Origin of the sequence: Virgibacillus siamensis, from assembly GCF_900162695.1 — a bacterium.
GTDB classification, from domain to species: domain Bacteria; phylum Bacillota; class Bacilli; order Bacillales; family Amphibacillaceae; genus Lentibacillus; species Lentibacillus siamensis_A.
The window spans coordinates 1021187-1040358 of sequence record NZ_FUIH01000007.1 but is presented as its reverse complement, the minus strand read 5'-3'; the positions used below and the strand labels follow the sequence as shown (position 1 = coordinate 1040358).

Sequence of the window (19172 nt, the reverse complement as noted above, 5' to 3'; positions counted from 1 at the left end):
TCCTACTTATTCGTCTGAAATTTCCTCATGACTTAACACACGTTGTCCAACTGTTTCAGGCTGTACTGCCGACAAAACAACATGGTCACTATCTGTAATAATGACGGCCCTCGTACGCCGCCCATACGTTGCATCCACGAGCTTGTTATTATCCCGCGCAACTGTAATAATCCGTTTAATCGGTGCTGATTCCGGCGAGACGATTGAAATAACCCGATTGGCCGAAACTACATTTCCAAAACCTATATTTATTAATCGTAAACTCAAATTGGCTCCCCCTCTTTTGTCTATCTTGTTTGCGTTTTGCTTAATAGAGATCATTATAATTTAATACGACTATTATAAGTATAATGGATTGTAAAATACAAATGATTACTCTATATTTTGCACTTGTTCTTTAATTTTTTCAATATTGCTTTTCAATGTTACTATTCGTTCACCTATTTGGGAATCAGATGATTTGGAACCTATCGTGTTGGCTTCCCGGAGCATTTCCTGAATAATAAAATCAAGCTTCCGTCCAATAGCATCATCCTGCCTGATTATCTCAAGAAAATGGCGGACGTGGCTAAGCAGCCTTGTAATCTCCTCTGCAATATCCCCTTTTTCAGCCAGCAATGCGATTTCCTGGTGCATGCGAGACTGATCTACTGCTGAATTGCCTCCGGTATATTCCTTAATCCGCTTCGCAATTCGTTCCCGGTATTCAACAGTTACGGAATCCCTGATTGATTGCAGCTGGTGCACCGTCTTCCCAATTTCCTGAATCCGTTCATACAGATCATGATAAAGGAACTCTCCCTCACTTAAACTCATGTTCCGCATGTTATCACATGCACGGTGTAACCCGGTCAGGATAGCATCTGATAACTCATCTGACTGTATCCCTTTTTCCCGAACTGTCATTAAGTCAGGAATAGCTGTCATAACGGATGCAGGAATTCCCCCTTCCAAATCATACAATTCCTTTGCCTTATTAAAATGATCCATGTACTGTGCCAATAAATCCCAATCTGTGTTTAATTGTTTTTCAACCATACCGTCGCCATCAATATTGATGAATACGTCCAAATGACCACGTTGAAAATAGGATTGAACAACTTTTTTAATTTTGTCCTCCAGAAATAAAAGTGAACGGGGCATTTTAACGGCAATATCCAGAAATCGATGGTTCACACCCCGAACTTCAATCGTGACTGCCGTATCACTGCTATGTATAACATCACTTCCATACCCGGTCATACTTCTAACCATTCCGATCACATCCGTAAGCAAGTAATTGACTATACTATTATAGCAAGATTTAGGCATTAGAAAAACCCTTCTTTTTCCGGAAGAAGGGTTTTTCCAATGCCTTATTACTTTTTCGTAAACCCAAACAAAATAGTTGGCAGTGAACTGAGCACCAGTATCAACAGCCAGTCTTTAATCCCAAGGAACGTTGTATGGAAAATTGGCTGCAGCGGTTCCCAATAAATCACTCCTAGCAAGAGGATCAATGATGACAAAACTGCCAGTACAAGATAGATATTCTGGAATGGGTTTCTGGCAAAAACTGATTTTTCACTGCGGCAGTCAAATACATGAATAAGCTGTGCCATTACCAGCGTGGAAAAAGCAATTGTCTGACCATATTCCAGTGTTTGTTCTGTTCCGTCATAGGACAACATGAATGCTGCGAGCGTGATAATTCCAATCAAAATACCCCTGCTGACAATTTTAAATCCAAGTCCCCTCGAAAAAATTCCTTCCCTCGGGTTTCTCGGTCCCTGCTTCATGACATCATCTTCTGACTGATCCAGTCCTAATGCCATTGCCGGAAGTCCATCGGTTACAAGATTAACCCAAAGAATCTGAACCGGCACCAGCGGAAGCGGCAGCGCAAGCAACATCGCAAAAAGCATCACCAGAATTTCCCCGACATTCGATGCCAGAAGATAGCGGATAAATTTCCGGATATTTTCATAAATATTTCTTCCCTCAGTAATTGCATCCTTAATCGTTGTAAAATTATCATCCATTAATATTAAAGAGGAAGCTTCTTTCGTCACATCAGTCCCGGTTCTTCCCATACTGATGCCGATGTCGCTTGCTTTAATTGCAGGCGCATCATTCACACCATCACCTGTCATTGCCGCAACATGTCCATTTTCCTGAAAAGCTTCAACTATCTTCAATTTATGCTCAGGTGTTACCCTTGCAAATACCGCAACATCTTCTATTACTTCCCGAAGATCCGAAACAGACATTTGATTTAACTGGTAGCCATTCAGCACCATAGCACCTTCAGGAAGAATATTCAGATTCTCAGCAATCGCGCGTGCTGTTTTTTCATGATCACCAGTAATCATTACTGTCTTTATACCGGCTTCCCGGCACTCATTAATTGCTGCTTTCACTTCCTTCCGCGGCGGATCCATCATGCCATACAACCCTACAAACGTTAACCCATTCTCCAGTACTGAAGTATTTTCCTCATCCACACCAGATAACGGCTTCATCCCAATGGCAATTGTCCGCAACGCTTTTTGTGCCATTCCGTCGACTGCCTTTTCAATTGTTTGTTTATCAGTTGACCGGATCAGTTGCCGTCCGTCATTATTCAAGTAAAAATCTGACCTTGGCAGAAGCACTTCCGGTGCCCCTTTTGTGATTAGAAAACGCATTTTGTTTTCGTCTTCGATAATCATGCTCATTCGTTTTCGGGTCGAATCAAATGGAAACTCCTTAACAATTTTATATTGATCTTTAAGTACATGGGTTAACCCGAATTTTCTGGCTGCCACTAACAAAGCACCATCTGTCGGATCCCCATCCACCTGATATTTTCCTTTTTTCATTTGCAGTGCTGCGTTGTTACAGAGCATTCCATATAATAACATGGCATTCAGATTCGGAAATTCCCTATCTACTTTTCGATCATTTAGAAAATAGTCACCCTGAACCGAGTATCCATCACCAGTTACATAAAGATGTTTTCCATTCAAAAATAACTCTTTGACCGTCATTTGATTCTCCGTCAGTGTCCCCGTCTTATCGGAACATATAACCGATGCACAGCCTAATGTCTCCACCGCAGACAGCTTACGGACAATCGCTTTTTTCCTAATCATCCGCTGGACACCAAGTGAGAGCGCCACTGTTACAATGGCTGGGAGTCCTTCCGGTATGGCAGCCACCGCCAATGAAACACCTGCAAGAAACATATTATAAACAGGATGTCCCTGGTACACACCCACTACAACGACTAATGCTGTCAAAATCAATGCCATGAAAATAAGAATTTTCCCGAGTTCAGTTAATTTTCGTTCCAATGGGGTTATTGTTTTGGTCGTGTTTGTCATTAAGGATGCAATCTGCCCCATTACCGTATTCATTCCTGTCCCTACTACAATCCCAATTCCGGATCCACGTGTCACCAAGGTTCCCATAAATCCCATATTAATCTGGTCTTGCGCATCAAGTCCATCTTTTCGGATTGCCGATGCATGTTTCATAACCGGAAGTGATTCGCCGGTTAATGCCGCTTCATCTGTTTCCATACTATTGGACTTCATAATTCGTATATCAGCAGGAATCCGATCTCCACTATTGATGCGGACCACATCACCCACAACAACCTCGTTGGAAGGGACTTTTGCCCAATTGCCATCACGCATGACATTCGCTACCGGTGCTGACATTTCCTTCAGTTTGGCAAGCGATTTTTCAGCTTTTTGTTCTTGAAAATAGCCAAGGAAGCCATTAACCAGTACAATTACCATAATTGCTATTGCATCCACAAATTCTTCCAAAACCCCTGCAATTAATGTTGCCGCAAGCAAGACAAGCACCATAAAATCCTGGAACTGCTTCAGAAAAATAAGCCAGCGGGAAATTTTTTTCTCAGATTGCAATTTATTTTCTCCGAATTCTTTCCGGCGCTTGTCCACCTGCCTCTCCTTTAGCCCTGACCCGGCAGTAACATGTAGTTTTTGTTCAACCGTTTCTGCATCCAATTGATACCAATTCATCGCACATTCCTCCATATCTCCTGATACGATCGAAATCAAATTTCTCTTTAACGATATCTATGCAGACCCGTCCCAAATAATGCTATAATTGATAGAAATGTAGTGGCAAAGGTTTTACACAGCCGACCACCTGTTGGTTCATAAAGCAGTATATTGTTTGGACAAACCATATATCTATTTGAAGGCAAATATATTTCTTTCAAGGGTGATATTTTCATCTGGAAGTTGATATATGCCTTCCAATGTTGATTCCAGCCACGTAAGGGACAAATTTTTGAGTCCAATAACAAATACATTACGAAACATCGCAATATAACTATTAAATATAAGGTGAAATTTTGAGGTGATCATATGCCATTCGATGGAATTGTTACACGGGCAGTAACCCATGAATTAAATTCAAAAATTATACCGGGGAAAATCACAAAAATATACCAGCCGACATCATCTGAACTGGTTTTCACAATACGTAGCCAAGGGAAAAATCACACATTGCTGCTTTCCATTCATCCTGTATATGCACGTTTGCATTTAACAGATGATACGTACAGAAATCCAAAAGAACCACCTATGTTCTGTATGCTCCTCCGCAAAAATTTATCGGGGGCAATCATTGAGTCTATTGAACAGTACGACATGGAAAGGTTAGTCACGTTTCATATCAAAGCAAGAAACGAACTTGGCGATATATCTAATAAAACACTGGTGCTGGAACTAATGGGAAAACATAGTAATTTTATGCTAATTGACGCTGACAAAGGGCACATCCTGGACAGCCTGAAACATGTCCCTGTTTCTCAGAACCGGTATCGTACAATTTTGCCGGGACAGGAATATAAACTTCCACCCAGTCAGAACAAATTAAATCTATTGGATATTGACGGGACTTCTTTTATCAAAAAACTTGATTTCAATGCGGGAAAAATAGACAGTCAAATTGTCGGAACACTGACAGGCTTTTCACCGATGATTGCGAAAGAATTCGTGCATCGTGCTAACCTTGGATCCCAGGATGTCTACAAAAATGTCTTTGAGACCATTCAGCAATCAATCCGTGAAAATAAGTATACACCAGCCATCTATCAGTTCAGGAAAGAAGACTTTCACGTTTTGCCAATTACATTTTTAGAGGTTTCCAAAACAGATTATGATACTGTCAATGACATGCTTGATGCATTTTATTCCGGAAAAGCCGAACGGGATCGTGTGAAACAACAAGCGAAGGACCTGTCTCAATTTATAAAAAATGAAAAAGATAAGAACGAACGAAAGCTGAAGAAACATGAAAAAACTTTAAAAAAAGCAGCAGGAGCAGAAAAATATCAGCATCTTGGGGAATTACTTACTGCAAACATGCACCTGGTGAAACAAGGGGATGAGAATGTTCAGGTAATTGATTACTACGATCCTGAACAAAATGAAATCACAATTGAGCTTAATCCAAACAAAACACCAAGTGAAAATGCGCAAGGTTTTTTTAAAACCTATCAAAAACTAAAGACATCCAAGCGTATGGTAAAAGCGGAGATTAAAAAGGCAAATCATGAAATAGACTATCTGGACCAGCTCCTTCAGCAAATTGACAGTGCACGAGAAGCTGACATTGATGAAATCAGGGAAGAATTACGTGATGAAGGCTACCTGAAGAAACAGAAGCAAGGGAAAAATAAAAAGAAACCGTCTAAGCCGGTGCCGGAAAAGTATACCGCTTCAGACGGTACACCGATACTCGTTGGTAAAAACAACAAACAAAATGAATATGTGACGATGAAACTCGCGCACCGTGATGATATCTGGCTTCATACGAAGGATATTCCCGGATCACACGTTATCATCCGCGCCAAAGAACCAAGCGAAGAAACGTTAGTGGAAGCGGCACAGCTTGCTGCATATTTCAGTAAATCACAACAGTCCTCATCTGTTCCGGTGGATTACACAAAGATACGTCATGTCAAAAAGCCAAATGGGGCAAAACCTGGATTTGTGACATATGACAATCAGAAAACGTTATTTGTAACACCGGATAAACATGTTACAGCAAAATTGAAGGAATCCGAAACAAAATAAAAACTATACACATACTAGAGGCTGGGACAAAGTGTTTATCCATTGTAAAATTCGAACAACCTATTGGGAAATGGGGCGGATAACAACCGCTCCGGAAATATACTACGACTGTTTCCTAATCGTTCGTCTTTTGAATCACACGGTATAATATATCCCAGCTTCGGGAGTGTAATATTAACTGTGTAAGTAAGAATGCGTACGGTTCTTACTCACACAGTTTTTTTATTTGGTAGAATAGAATTACTAGATAAGAGGAGTGATTTTTATGGCAAAGCCGAAAAGAAATCCTTACTCCGAAGAATTAGCGAACAAGATTATTGAAGAATACCAGCCAAAGTCCGTTGAAGATATGCAAGACGCCCTGAAAGATATATTTGGACCTATGTTTGAGTCCATGTTAAAAGGAGAGATGAATCATCACCTGGGGTATGAATCGAATGATAAAGCTGAAAAGGACACGGAAAACAGGCGGAATGGATACGGAAAGAAAAACATCCATACCAGTTCAGGCGAACTGGATATTCAAGTTCCACGGGATCGTGATGGATCTTTTGATCCAAAACTTATCCCTAAACGGAAAAAGGATGTTTCTGCCATTGAGGACAAGGTGATAGCCATGTATGCCCGTGGAATGTCCCAACGTGATATCTCCTCCACGATTGAAGATATCTATGGATTTTCGGTTTCTCATGACATGGTTTCGGATATTACAGACAATGTATTGCCTGATTTAGAAGAATGGCAGGCCAGACCTTTAAGTAACTGTTATGCCTTCGTATTTGTGGACTGCATGTATACGACCATTCGAAACCAGTATGAAACGAAGAAATATGCCGTTTATACGATTCTTGGTTACACCATGGAAGGGACAAAAGAAATACTTGGATTATGGTTGAATGAAACAGAAAGCAAGCATAAGTGGATGCAGATTTTTGATGAAATCAAAGCCAGAGGAGTGGAAGACATTTTCTTTATTTCCATGGATGGTGTTAGTGGATTGGAGGAAGGGGCGCAAGCCATTTTTCCGAACGTTGTCGTTCAACGCTGCATGGTCCATCTGATTCGCAATTCCGTGAAATACGTTCCAAGCAAGGATTATAAGCCATTTACTCAAGCATTAAGAAAGGTATATGGTGCACCAAGTTTAAAAGCTTGTCACAGTGCCTTTGAATCCTTTAAGCAACAATGGGCTGCCTATCCGGGAGCGATTGATGTTTGGAAACGAAACTTTAATCATGTCGAACAGCTTTATGATTACGGCAGTGCCATACGTAAAGTCATGTATACGACAAACGCCGTAGAAAGCATCCACTCCAGTTTTCGCAAAGTAACCAAAAAAGGAGCATTCCCCAACGAGAATGCCCTGTTAAAGCTATTGTTTTTGCGAATCCAGGAATTAGAGAAAAAATGGGATGGTGGACACATCCAAAACTGGGCTATGGTGATGAATCAGCTTCTTGTGCATGATCATTTCAAAGACAGGGTCTCCAAATATCTTGAGTAATAATTAACTTACACACTTTATTTGACAAACCCCCAGCTTCTTCATGATTCCAATAATTTTTTCACGTTTCCATCAATATAATCTTTCAATAATATTAGTTCGTTTTGATTAAAAAGAAAGGTACCTTGCTGCGTATAACTGCCCATCAATTTCCCCAGTGTATACTGGAGCTCTTCCGGAAAAAACTCCTGTGCCCATCTGCCTGCTTCCAATTTTGACGAAATTACCCCGTCTTTTAAATACCAATAAACCCGGATAAGATTGAACAGACAATATATTGGATCCTTCCGCAAATTCTCCAGACAATCCTCATAATCATTCATTATGGAGGAAATATAGTCCCGATCCGGAACAACAGGAAAAACCTCGCATATAGGCTCACCATCCACGCAGATTCCGCGCTGATTGGTAATCGTAATATGTGCTGCCAAATCCGGGTCGTTTCGAGTCAATCCATTTCCTAAATGATTGAACCCCTCAGATTCAAAAGTATTTCGCCAATACTCACTGAAGTGGAAATCAAACGGACATGGATGCTGCCAATTAATTAGATGGTTCTTGACCAAAAAACTTATTTCAATCGGATAAGGGTTTCCGGAACACTTCAAAAACAACCGTTTAAGCTGTTTCTTCATTTCAGTGTCAATTGGATGCTTCGTTACAACCAGAAGATCAATATCACTATTTGACGGGTTAAAGCCGCCCATTGCCAATGACCCATGTATGTAGAAGCCGATAAAATTCTTCCGTAATATTTCCTTTGTTTCAAACAACAAAAAGTTAACAAAATCCGTTGTTGTAGTATTACAGGTTTCCCAATTATATACCATTCCATATCCCCCGCTGGCTTTATCAAATAACAAATTGTATTGGAAATGCCGAAAAAATCAGGGCACCAATTGTTTCCAATCAGTACCCCCAATCTCGCAGTCTTTTCATTATACAGCCTTAGCGTTCAATTTCACATCAATATTTCCACGTGTCGCTTTGGAATAGGGACACGCCTGGTGTGCATCTTCAGCCAGTTTTTCAGCATCATCCTGACTAACCCCTTCAATCGTAATATTCAATGTGGCTGCAATCTTAAAACCATTGTCCTTCGTATCCTTGCAAAAACTTACTTCTGCTGTTGTTTCAGAGTCAATCTCTTTCTTTTGCTTCGATGCAACCAAGTTCAATGCACCGTCAAAGCAGGAAGCATATGCTGCCGCAAATAGTTGCTCGGGATTGGAACCTTTATCCTCTTTATTATTGGCCGGGTTTACCAATTTTAAATCAATTAACCCATCATCGGACTTAACATGTCCATCCCTTCCATTTTTTGCCGTTGCACTTGATGTAAAAATTACTTCGCTCATTTATAAACACTCCTTTTAAGTCTGTTTCTATAAAGAGTGTTCCTTTCATAACTAAAAATAAACATTACAGGAATTTTTCATCAAGCAGCGCTTTAATAAACTGGTCCACCTGTGGCAAATTCCGAACACCATCCTGATAGCATACCCACGTGTCCCTTGTTACCGGGTTACCATCAAGCTCAAGCGAAATATGCGGATATTCGTCCATCATTGAATCAGAGACACTTTTCGGCAAAACCGCCATACCCAGCCCCTCTTTCATAAACTGTTTACACGTTTCAATCTGGTCCACCCGGATATTTTTGACCGGTTTCAGCTGATTTTGATGGTAATAAAGCCAATTGTCGACCAATTCGTGCATGCTGTCATCACTTTTAAACGAAATCAGCGGGCGTTCCTTAAGTTTATCATTCGGAAATGGTTCCGTATCAAAAATATATAGCGGATCATCAAAGAGCCGTTCACTGACGGTCTCTTTTAACTTTTCACCACGGATGATTGACACATGATACTTTTTATGCCCCTTTTTAATATCCTCACTGATCCCTGTCACAAGATCGATCGCCACTTTAGGAAATTTCTTGGTATACTCGGACAAAATAGATGGCAAAAAACGTTGACTGACAAGCGTTGAACAAGCAATAGAGAGCGTACCCTGCACATCATCACTGGATTGTGAAAGCGAATTTTTAATATTTTCCTCCCGGACAATCACTTCTTTCGCATGATTTAATATCATCTCGCCTGCAGGAGTTGGCATCAAGCGTTTGGATGTCCGAATAAAAATCATTTCCCCGAAATATTCCTCAATATATTTTAACCGCTGGGTAACAGCTGGCTGTGAAATTAAAATTATTTTGGCTGTCCCCCTGATGGTACCTACTTCATTCAACTTCAGCAACAGCTCGTAATCCTCTATTTTCATGGTAAAACGCCTCTTTTGATAATTTTTTATTATTACTTTTGATTATAAACGAATATTATATTTATTGCATGTACTTCGATATGATAGAAGTATCTTTTAATCGGGAGATGATACGATGCGTGAGAAGGATAATGTAAAACACGTATTTTCCAAAAACAGTGATGCATATGTTACAAGTTCAACTCATTCCACGGGAGACGATTTATCATTAATGATTGATTGGTTAAAACCTGAAGCTTCGATGTCCATGCTCGACATTGCAACCGGCGGAGGCCATGTCGCCAAGCAACTTGCTCCTCATGTGAAACAAGTGGTTGCTACTGACATTACAGAAGCGATGCTGGCAAACACCGCAAAACATCTTCATACCTGTACAAACATCGATTTTGAAATTGCTGACGCCGAGAATCTGCCAATGGAAGACAATTCATTTGATATTGTCACATGCAGAATTGCTGCACATCATTTTCCTAACCCGGATTTGTTCATTTCTGAAGTGTTCCGTGTATTGAAACAGGGTGGTCAATTTTTGTTTATTGATAATATTGCACCCGAATCATCCACCTTTGATACATTTGTCAATTCGCTGGAAAAAATGCGGGATTACAGCCACGTTCGATCACGGACAATTACCGAATGGAAGAGTCTCCTGAACAAATATCATTTAAAAATCAATCATGAAAAGTTCAGAAAGAAAACTTTGCCATTTCAGGAGTGGGTTCATCGTACATTGGATGATGTGAACGAAATAAAAGGCGTGGAAGAATTTCTTTTAAACGCATCTGATGATATTCAAGAATATTTTCAAATAGAAACGGAGAAGAACAAAATTAAATCTTTTGCAATTGACGAGTGGATGATTTTGGCGAAAAAATAAATCAGGCGACAAGAATGTTTATCCAACAACGTGCGGTTTTTTTCGGCGTGTTTCGGGGATTCTTCAGCGGGGATGTTCATTTTACCCCGCTGAAGTATGCATTGCTTATTTATTGATTTACATGGTTCAAGATGTCCCGGCGTTATTTGTCTCTTTAATCATTGATGCTGTTTTACGTTTTTGTCCAAAAAATCAATGACCTGCTGTTTATGATGATGATCGTGCCAGACAAAAGCACTGATATAGTTGAACAATGTGTGAGGGTAACCGGAATAAATATCGATTTTCTCACCATTCAATTTATATTCGGCAAAAAATTGTTCCACCGTTTTTTTTCTTAAAACAGCTATCAATTCTTTTCTGCCCAAAATTAGCTCATCAATTAACTGATCGGCGGAAATTCCCGACAAAGCATAAACAGAGGCTTTGTCATTCAGCTCTTGAAATCCTATGCTTTCCACTTCTGCCCCCTGAGTCATCTTTGGAATAGTTACTTCCATCATGTAATTGTCCCAGTAAATAATATGGGCAAAAATTTCTGCTGCTGTCCATTTCCCTACAGCTATTGGTTTAAAAAACAGTTGTCCATTATGTTTTTTGGGTTTTTCCATCCAGGGAATAAGTTCTTCAAAATCGTGAATCAGATCCTCTTTTGTATACACATTATCCATCCTCTATAAGTTAATATATTATAAATTCGGCAAAAAATGGACAATTCCTTTTTTGTTTCAGCATTCAATCATTCATCCCCTATGCATTTTGTATATATAACGAATATTTGAGAAATCTATAGCCTAGAAATGTTAAGTGAATTGAGGTTAACGGTATGCAGATATTATTGTGGGCAGGGCTAATAGTTCCCCGGGTTTCATTAGTGTTTATTAATAAAAACGATATAAAGCGATATATGCCTGTGACAGTTTTGTGCTGTTTCATATTGACCATTATTTTTGAAATTGCTTATACATACGAATGGTGGACCATTCATCATTATATCCTGCCATGAGGATATATTACGGATACTGCCTTCGCTTACGGAGTTTTTGCAGTCGGCACATTATGGATATTTTATCTAACATCACATAACTTTTGGATATACCTGGTCACAAATTTAGTAGTAAATGCATTATTTTCATTCATTGGTCTTCGTTGGATTGTAGAGGCATTAGGAATTGCAACCTTTAAAAATCTTGAATATTGGCAGTGGTTTATTATAGCTATATCCATTTCACTTTTCATATACGGATATCAGCGATGGCAGGAAAAAGTGTTTTATACCGATAAATAAGTAATATTAACTTCAGAAGAATTTGGACTAGATAAAGAACTATAATCCAAAATTTTAATTCCATTATCTTGTAACGAAAACGAATATCTGATATATTGTATCTAATTAAATAATTCTTATTTCAATATCATTGAAGTGAGGTAGAGGGCGCAAAAACCATCAGTACACAATAAGAGGATGATGAGGTCCGGAGATGATTGTGGAAAGGGGAATTTGCCGAAGCTTAAAAGAATCTCATGTTCTTGAGGCTGGGACTGTATTGAATAAATACGGGACTGTCATGTAGGAGACTATATGGTGGGCTATCACGCACAGAAACACTTTTTTATACAATTGTTTCTACTGCAACAGCGATGCCCTCGTTGTTGCTTTTTTGCGTTTACCAGAAGGCCCTGACCACCTCCATTCTTAGCCAGCTTGGTATAGCGCCCGGACTTAATAGGCGAAAACCATAGTTGCACGTAGCAGTGAGAAAGTTTTTTACACTTTCTTATTCGCTAAAATAATTAAAGGGATGTGAAGTGATGAATTTTGGCCAAGTATTAACAGCAATGGTTACCCCATTTGATCAAAATGGAGAAGTTGATTTTAATGCTGCCCAATCATTAGTAAATTATTTGATTACTAATGGTTCAGATGGATTAGTTGTTGCCGGAACCACCGGAGAAAGTCCAACATTAACAACAGATGAGAAAATTAATTTATTCAGATGTGTTACAGAAGCTGCAGATGGAAGAGTTCCAATCATAGCTGGAACCGGGTCTAATAACACACAGGCTTCCATAAAATTAACAAGACAAGTGGAACAAACTGGTGTGGATGGAATCATGCTTGCAGCACCTTACTATAACAAACCATCGCAAGAAGGGTTGTTTCAGCACTTTAAGGCTATCGCAGATTCAACTTCTTTACCCGTTATGCTATATAATATACCAGGGCGAAGTGCCGTCAATATGTCGGCAGAGACTATTATTCGTCTTTCAAAGGTTAATAATATTGTTTCTGTAAAAGAAGCCAGCGGGGATCTGGATGCCATGGCAGAAATTATCAGCAAAACACCGAATGATTTTACATTATACAGCGGTGATGACGGATTAGCTTTACCGGTTCTTTCAATTGGCGGAGCTGGAGTTATTTCTGTCGCTTCACATATCACCGGTAATGAAATGCAACGAATGGTACAACACTTTAATAACGGAAATGTTCAGGAAGCTGCCGGTATCCATCGGACTTTACTTCCGATTATGAAGGCTCTATTTGCTCAACCAAGCCCTTCACCGGTTAAGGAAGCACTAAATATGAAAGGAATCAATGTTGGCAGTGTCCGCTTACCAATGATCCCGTTGAATGATGATGAAAAAATTCAATTACAGCAAATTTTAAAGTTAAATATAGATAAAGCAAGTTAAACACTCCTAAATTATCTGCCTGATGAGGTGAAACATAGAACATAAAATGACAGTGGAAAAGAAGAATATACTATCCTTTCCACTGTCGTTTTTAGAATGAGGAAATGTCCCGTTTAATAATAATAGAAAGAACTGTTGGAACACTGGCATTAATCATTTAGTCCTTTCCCGGCGAGGATCTGCTGCATATAATTTTCAACCCTCCGCTCGCGGGTTTTGGATTGTTTAGCCTTGGAAAAGTAAAGAATATATGCCCTTTGTCTCCCTGGCGTTAATTCCTCAAAAGCAGTTTTCAAGTCTGGGTTTTCATCTAATTTACGTTGAAATTCTTCAGGAATATGGAATTCTGCAGGCGCTTTTGATTTCACTTTTAATCCGGCCTTTTCCACTTCAACAGCTTCATGAATATATGCTTTCAAAATCGTTTCCATTTCGACTATCTCGTTGACATTGGTAAATCGAATTTGACGGGCAGCCTGTACATTTTCAGTTTGTTGGATTAGTATTCCATGTTTATCCTTTAACAGGGCTCCTTTTGGAAACAGAAACGCACAATATTCCTTAAAACCATGTATTAAAACTACATTTTTGTTTTCAACCGTGTAACATGGATGCTTCCACTTAAATTCCTCATCCAGTTCACTGTCACTATCAAGAACGATATTTCTCAATGTCACGTATTCTTCTTTCCACTTTTCAGCTTTATTTAAGTACGCTTCAACCTTAGGATTCATCGTTGTCATCAAGGGACACCCCCCTTTTCAATCTTTAATAAAATAGACTGCAGAAATTTCCTGCCTCTACCCCATGTTTACGGCAGTTTGTTGCGGAGTTATTGTTCAAATCCTCAGCGAGCCACGAAACCCTCTGGCGGCATAATAGCTTGATGCACCATTGTGGTAAACAAAAACATGCTCATAGCGATAATCGCAAAAAAGAGCTCCGCCAAGTTCTCTAATATCAGCAGGAGTTTGCACCCAGCTTGACGTTTTCATATCGAAATTTCCGAGTTCCTGTAATGCCCGATACGCTTCTTCCGTTAGCAGTTCAATGCCCATCTCAGCTGCCATATCAATGGCATTATTTTCAGGCTTATGTTTTTTCCTTGATTCCAGTGCTTCACGGTCATAGCAAACACTTCTGCGACCTTTTGGACTTTCCTTCGAACAATCAGTAAAAATGTATTCGTCCTTCTTTTCATCGTAGGCCACAATATCCGGTTCACCACCGGTTTTTTCCATTGCATGGAGTGACCAAAGTTTTTCAGTATTCCTTTCAAGCCTTGTTTGGATTGGATCCCATTCAAGACCTTTATGCCGATTCATGTTTTTTTCAAAACGGGCTTTCAATGTTTCAAGTAATTCCTGATGTTGTTCCTTTGTCAATTCTATTTTCGTGCCTGCCATCAAAATTTCCCCCTTACTGTTACCAGGTTAAGTAAACATGATTTAATTTTAAAAAATTATATGAACGTATTAAATTCAGTTTACAATAATGAAATGATTAAGTAAATTCATCGCCTCGTATAACCAGCCAATTCAAATAAACCTTATATCTTTAATTTAAATTGAATATTCCGTTAACTGCGTTTGTTTGCAACCGTTCACGGGTAACCATCTAATATAATAACAAAAGGCGGTTTAAGGGAAATGAACGATATTGCAAAAGCAGCATATTTACATTTTGCCGATGAATTTGAAAATCAACTCCATCGAAAATTAACCATAAACGAAAAAGAGTTCCTCCAATGGATGGCTAAAAATTATGCCCGGGAATTTAAATGGCAGAAAAGATCAGTTCAGGAAGTTTTCAGAAACTATCAATGACAAAAAACTTGTGCGGACCGTACTGGAAAAAGCCGTTTTTGATGATTTGCCACCAAAAACGGCCAAGTCGGGTTCTGTATTTTTGTCTGTTTATAGGACAACGTTATTCGTCGTCATCGACCTTTTTCCCATCATTATCTTCACCGGATTGACGGATGACATTGACATCGCTTTTCTTTACAAAAGCGATACGATGGTTAAAGGAAATCTGATAGTATTCAGTTTCTCCTTCAACAACTTGATTGGTCTCTGGCTGATTGTATAATTTTGCATAATAATAATCGGCATTGAATGGACCCGAGGCTACGTAAGTTTGCCCTTCCGGAATCCTGTATTGCAGCTTGTTGATGGTTCCCCTTGCCCATTGAGGAATACCAGTACCTTCGTATGCGGAGTCTTCTGGAAGAGCCATTCCATAGACCGGAATAGATTCCAGACTTTCTTTCGGCGTAATAAGCATTCCACTATCAGGAACGGTTTTCTTCCCATGTGGATTATGGAACCAGGCTTTCTGTCCTGCATAGTAGATTGCAGTCCAGTCACCCGCCCTGTCTGCACGGTAATAGCTTCGGCCGAATACTGCTTTGTCGCCCCAATCATTAATTAATGTTGTACCAGGTATACCGTCCGGATGGAGAGCAGCATCGCCTAGCAAAGGTGCATCAAAACTTGGGGCAGTTCGCAAATATACAAAATTTGACGACTGTGGTTCCAATTGCTCTCCTCTATACGTCAAAACAGGTTTATTCTTATGGAATTTCGGTGCAATCGTAACGATGGCATTTTCATTACTGCTACCCTGTTTTTTACGTGGATGATCAGGCTTCCCAAGCAGTTCGAAATAATGCTTCCAATTCCAATATGGTCCCGGATCCCAATGCATGTTGGTCTGATCTTCTGCACTTGTCCCCGGAACTTCGTCATGGCCGATAATATGCTGTCTGTCAAGGGGGACATCGTACCTCTCAGCAAGGTATTTTACAAGCCTCGCGGAAGCATGATACATCGGCTCACTATACCATTCTGCACCTTCAACCGCGACACCCGCATGTTCCAAACCAATTGAATGATAATTGACATACCAGTTTCCTGCTTGCCAGGCTATATCCTTAGGCCTTACCATCTCCGTAATCTGCCCGTCTGTTGACCTGAGTACATAGTGGGCACTTACATATGATTGGGACAGAAACGTATTAATTCCCTCCATATAAGTTCCTTCGATATCGTGAATGATGATGTATTTAATATCAAGTCCGTCTTCGGGACGATTGGCAAGGTCATAGTTCCCGTAATTATAAGGACTGCTTGAAAATTGCTCGTAAAGGGCTGGGATGAACCTGCACGCCAATCCGTTTGGACAATCAGTGTTTGTTTTCCTTGGGTTGCGAAGATTAAGTGGTTGAATCGTACGATTGTTCGATTTCACTTTTTCGGATTTTAACACAACATGCTGCCCGGTTAAGGTGGTGCGCTCCACACCTTCCTGAATGGTCTCGTACACACGGTCAGCAAAGGATTTTGCTACATTTTTATAATCCGAACCGCTGTATTTAGCCACTGCTCCATACCAATCAGATAAATCATTTGGGGTCTCGCCCACAGTTTGTCGGGCATATTTTGCAAGCAGGGCTGCACCTCCGCGAATATTTTGAACGGGATTTCGTTTTAGAGCTTTCTTGCTTACTCCCAACAGCTTCGCAGCTTGATCAAGTGTATGCATTTTGGGATCGTGTGCAACAGAACGGCTTTTCCTTTCCATACCGTCGCCCTTTGCACTGACCTCTGGTATTTGATTGACATGCGTCAGATGCATAACCCCGTAACCACCGGAAGTACTCGGCTTTCCCCGGTGATGATTCCATTGTGTCATGTTATATGAAACTGACATGAGTATACCTTGTGGCACATCAAACTTCTTGGATGCTTTCTTAAAGGCTTTTTGAAGCACATCAGGGCTAGACTTGTTCATGGAGAACGCATCCGCCTTTTTAGCGAATACACCTGAAGGCACTGCCAGCAAGTTTATCATTATCAAGAAAAAGAATAAAATTGATATAATCGTGCTTCGATTTGTGACCATGCATAATCCCTCCTTGTATGATTTGTTGCATGCCGATCAAACGTCACACCCAATATTTCGCTGAAAATCAACCATCCATTTTCTTTTCACCTCTCTCTTTCTGCAAACTTCTTTAAGTGCTGACGATTCAAGCAATATTTCTACAAATTTTCTCAATTTCCTTTAGGTACAAACACAAATGAGGCTTATGCCCTAACCGGAAAAGCCACATTTTAATAAAATGGTTAAATAGGTCTATCAATCTTCCACAACCAACGAAAGCACAATGAAAACAAAAAAAGCAGAAGTAAACTCCTGCTTTTTCACATATATTTTGATGCCAAAAAATCTTATGTTGCTGTTCTTTACTACATCTTGTTTCGAGATTACCCATTTTGCGCTTTTTTCTTATCATTTTTTGTATCCTCGGCTTCATCAGCAGGTGGATACGTTCTTTTAACAAAAATAGATAAGATAATCGCAAAGAACGAGAATACAACAATCACCAGAAAAGCAATATTGACTCCATGAATGCCAGGGTTTGAAATCGATGAGCTTTGCTGGGCGTTTTGCGCCGTCATCGTCATAATCGTTACAAGGATTGCAGTCCCTACCGACGCTGCAATTTGCCGCATTGTATTATTCATTGCCGCTCCATGCGGTATCAATTTTTGTGGCAGTTGATTCAACCCTGCCGTCGTTACAGGCATCATAACCATTGAAAATCCAAACATGCGAACAGCATACATGACAATCAGGAACGTTAACGTTGTCGTTGTGCCAAGAAAACCAAAAGCCAACGTTGCGGCAGTCATAATAATCAAACCAATAAGCGACAACAAACGAGCTCCAAATCGGTCAAAAATCCGTCCTGTAATCGGGGACATGAATCCGGAGATAAGCGCACCGGGAAGAAGGACGAGTCCGGATTCCATTGCTGTGAAACCTCTCATATTCTGCATATAAAGCGGGATTAAAGTTTCTGATCCAATCAACCCAAGGAACGATATCATGCCAATTATTGTTGCAATTGTAAACGTGTTGTATTTGAATACCCTGAATTCCAACATCGGATGCTTCATGTGTAATTGACGCATGATAAAAACTGCCAGGGTAAGCGAACCAACTGCAAGAATGACAATGGTTCTTCCGCTGTCCCATCCATAGTTTCCGGCACTTGAAAAGCCAAACAGAAGTCCTCCGAAACCAACCGAAGATAAGATAATCGATGTAATATCGAGTTTCGGGTACGTAAGCTCAGTAACATTCCTCAAAATGAAATAAGCTATAATTATAATTAAAATCGCTAAAGGTAAGATTAGTAAAAATAAAAATCTCCAGGAATAATTAGACGTCACCCAACCGGACAAAGTTGGTCCAATAGCTGGCGCAAAAGAGATTACGAGCCCGATGTAACCCATCGCCGCTCCCCGTTTGTTTACAGGGAAAATTAACAGGAAAACTGTCTGCATGAGCGGTAACATTATCCCGGCACCAGCTGATTGGATAATTCTTCCTGCTAAAAGCACAGTAAAGTTCGGGGCAATTCCGCCTACAATTGTACCCATGGCAAATACACTCATCGCTGTCATAAAAAGCTGACGTGTTGAAAATCGTTCAATTAAAAATGCAGTGATTGGGATCATAACCCCATTGACAAGCATAAAGACCGTGGTCAGCCATTGAGCTGTATTAGCTGATATATTCATTTCATCCATGATTGGAGGAATAGCTGTTATCATCAGTGTCTGATTCAAAATCGCAATAAAAGAACCCGCAAGCAGCAGTGCGGCCATTAAAGTTTTATTATAAGGTTGCAACGTCATTTATATTCCCCTTTTCTTTC

At 40.0% G+C, this 19172-nt stretch carries 16 protein-coding genes and 1 riboswitch; of the genes, 5 read left to right on the top strand and 11 right to left on the bottom strand.

Going from position 1 to position 19172, the window contains the following annotated elements:
• Positions 1 to 6: 6 nt before the first annotated feature.
• From remA to B1K71_RS08900, 3 genes are all read right to left on the bottom strand, one after another.
• Positions 7 to 267, bottom strand: coding sequence for an extracellular matrix/biofilm regulator RemA (gene remA / locus B1K71_RS08910; protein WP_077326084.1), 261 nt, complete (start codon positions 265 to 267; stop codon positions 7 to 9).
• 105 nt (positions 268 to 372) lie between these two features.
• Positions 373 to 1311: a YicC/YloC family endoribonuclease gene (locus tag B1K71_RS08905; RefSeq protein ID WP_077326082.1), complete on the bottom strand. Its 939-nt coding sequence runs from the start codon at positions 1309 to 1311 to the stop codon at positions 373 to 375.
• Between the two features lie 47 nt (positions 1312 to 1358).
• A complete protein-coding gene (locus B1K71_RS08900) occupies positions 1359 to 4013 on the bottom strand; it encodes a calcium-translocating P-type ATPase, SERCA-type (protein WP_077326080.1) in 2655 nt (884 codons plus the stop codon).
• 351 nt (positions 4014 to 4364) lie between these two features.
• Here B1K71_RS08900 and B1K71_RS08895 point away from each other — a divergent pair, with 351 nt between their 5' ends.
• Together B1K71_RS08895 and B1K71_RS08890 are read left to right on the top strand one after the other, a co-directional pair.
• The gene (locus B1K71_RS08895) at positions 4365 to 6080 is read left to right on the top strand and encodes an Rqc2 family fibronectin-binding protein (protein ID WP_077326078.1); all 1716 of its coding nucleotides are present in this window, start codon (positions 4365 to 4367) and stop codon (positions 6078 to 6080) included.
• 265 nt (positions 6081 to 6345) lie between these two features.
• A complete protein-coding gene (locus B1K71_RS08890; protein ID WP_077324861.1) occupies positions 6346 to 7584 on the top strand; it encodes an IS256 family transposase in 1239 nt (412 codons plus the stop codon).
• Positions 7585 to 7625: 41 nt separating this feature from the next.
• On the opposite strand, the gene B1K71_RS08885 is transcribed toward B1K71_RS08890, so the two are convergent.
• The 3 genes from B1K71_RS08885 to B1K71_RS08875 all read right to left on the bottom strand — a co-directional run bounded on the left by B1K71_RS08885 (position 7626) and on the right by B1K71_RS08875 (position 9867).
• Positions 7626 to 8414, bottom strand: coding sequence for an aminoglycoside adenylyltransferase domain-containing protein (locus tag B1K71_RS08885; protein WP_077326077.1), 789 nt, complete (start codon positions 8412 to 8414; stop codon positions 7626 to 7628).
• Between the two features lie 108 nt (positions 8415 to 8522).
• Positions 8523 to 8942, bottom strand: a complete 420-nt coding sequence (locus B1K71_RS08880) for an organic hydroperoxide resistance protein (protein WP_077326075.1) — start codon at positions 8940 to 8942, stop codon at positions 8523 to 8525.
• 64 nt (positions 8943 to 9006) lie between these two features.
• Positions 9007 to 9867, bottom strand: coding sequence for a LysR family transcriptional regulator (locus B1K71_RS08875; protein WP_077326073.1), 861 nt, complete (start codon positions 9865 to 9867; stop codon positions 9007 to 9009).
• A gap of 115 nt (positions 9868 to 9982) precedes the next feature.
• Here B1K71_RS08875 and B1K71_RS08870 point away from each other — a divergent pair, with 115 nt between their 5' ends.
• On the top strand, positions 9983 to 10744 hold the full coding sequence (locus B1K71_RS08870; protein WP_077326071.1) for a class I SAM-dependent methyltransferase: 762 nt from the start codon (positions 9983 to 9985) through the stop codon (positions 10742 to 10744).
• Between the two features lie 158 nt (positions 10745 to 10902).
• On the opposite strand, the gene B1K71_RS08865 is transcribed toward B1K71_RS08870, so the two are convergent.
• A complete protein-coding gene (locus B1K71_RS08865; RefSeq protein ID WP_245799214.1) occupies positions 10903 to 11406 on the bottom strand; it encodes a DinB family protein in 504 nt (167 codons plus the stop codon).
• A gap of 759 nt (positions 11407 to 12165) precedes the next feature.
• A riboswitch (Lysine riboswitch) is annotated at positions 12166 to 12345 on the top strand.
• A gap of 211 nt (positions 12346 to 12556) precedes the next feature.
• Between B1K71_RS08865 and dapA the strand changes: the two genes are divergently transcribed.
• The gene (gene dapA, locus B1K71_RS08860; protein WP_077326068.1) at positions 12557 to 13441 is read left to right on the top strand and encodes a 4-hydroxy-tetrahydrodipicolinate synthase; all 885 of its coding nucleotides are present in this window, start codon (positions 12557 to 12559) and stop codon (positions 13439 to 13441) included.
• A gap of 149 nt (positions 13442 to 13590) precedes the next feature.
• On the opposite strand, the gene B1K71_RS08855 is transcribed toward dapA, so the two are convergent.
• Positions 13591 to 14184, bottom strand: coding sequence for a YdeI/OmpD-associated family protein (locus tag B1K71_RS08855; RefSeq protein ID WP_077326066.1), 594 nt, complete (start codon positions 14182 to 14184; stop codon positions 13591 to 13593).
• Between the two features lie 96 nt (positions 14185 to 14280).
• A complete protein-coding gene (locus tag B1K71_RS08850) occupies positions 14281 to 14847 on the bottom strand; it encodes a DUF4256 domain-containing protein (protein ID WP_077326064.1) in 567 nt (188 codons plus the stop codon).
• A 243-nt stretch (positions 14848 to 15090) separates the two neighbouring features.
• Between B1K71_RS08850 and B1K71_RS19895 the strand changes: the two genes are divergently transcribed.
• Positions 15091 to 15267 (top strand): hypothetical protein, encoded by a 177-nt coding sequence (locus tag B1K71_RS19895; protein ID WP_175631879.1) that lies wholly within the window; start codon positions 15091 to 15093, stop codon positions 15265 to 15267.
• A 103-nt stretch (positions 15268 to 15370) separates the two neighbouring features.
• Here the strand turns inward: B1K71_RS19895 and B1K71_RS08845 are convergent, their stop codons facing one another.
• Positions 15371 to 17347: an N-acetylmuramoyl-L-alanine amidase gene (locus B1K71_RS08845; protein ID WP_245799213.1), complete on the bottom strand. Its 1977-nt coding sequence runs from the start codon at positions 17345 to 17347 to the stop codon at positions 15371 to 15373.
• A gap of 365 nt (positions 17348 to 17712) precedes the next feature.
• A complete protein-coding gene (locus B1K71_RS08840; protein WP_077326062.1) occupies positions 17713 to 19152 on the bottom strand; it encodes an MDR family MFS transporter in 1440 nt (479 codons plus the stop codon).
• Between the last annotated feature and the right edge of the window lie 20 nt (positions 19153 to 19172).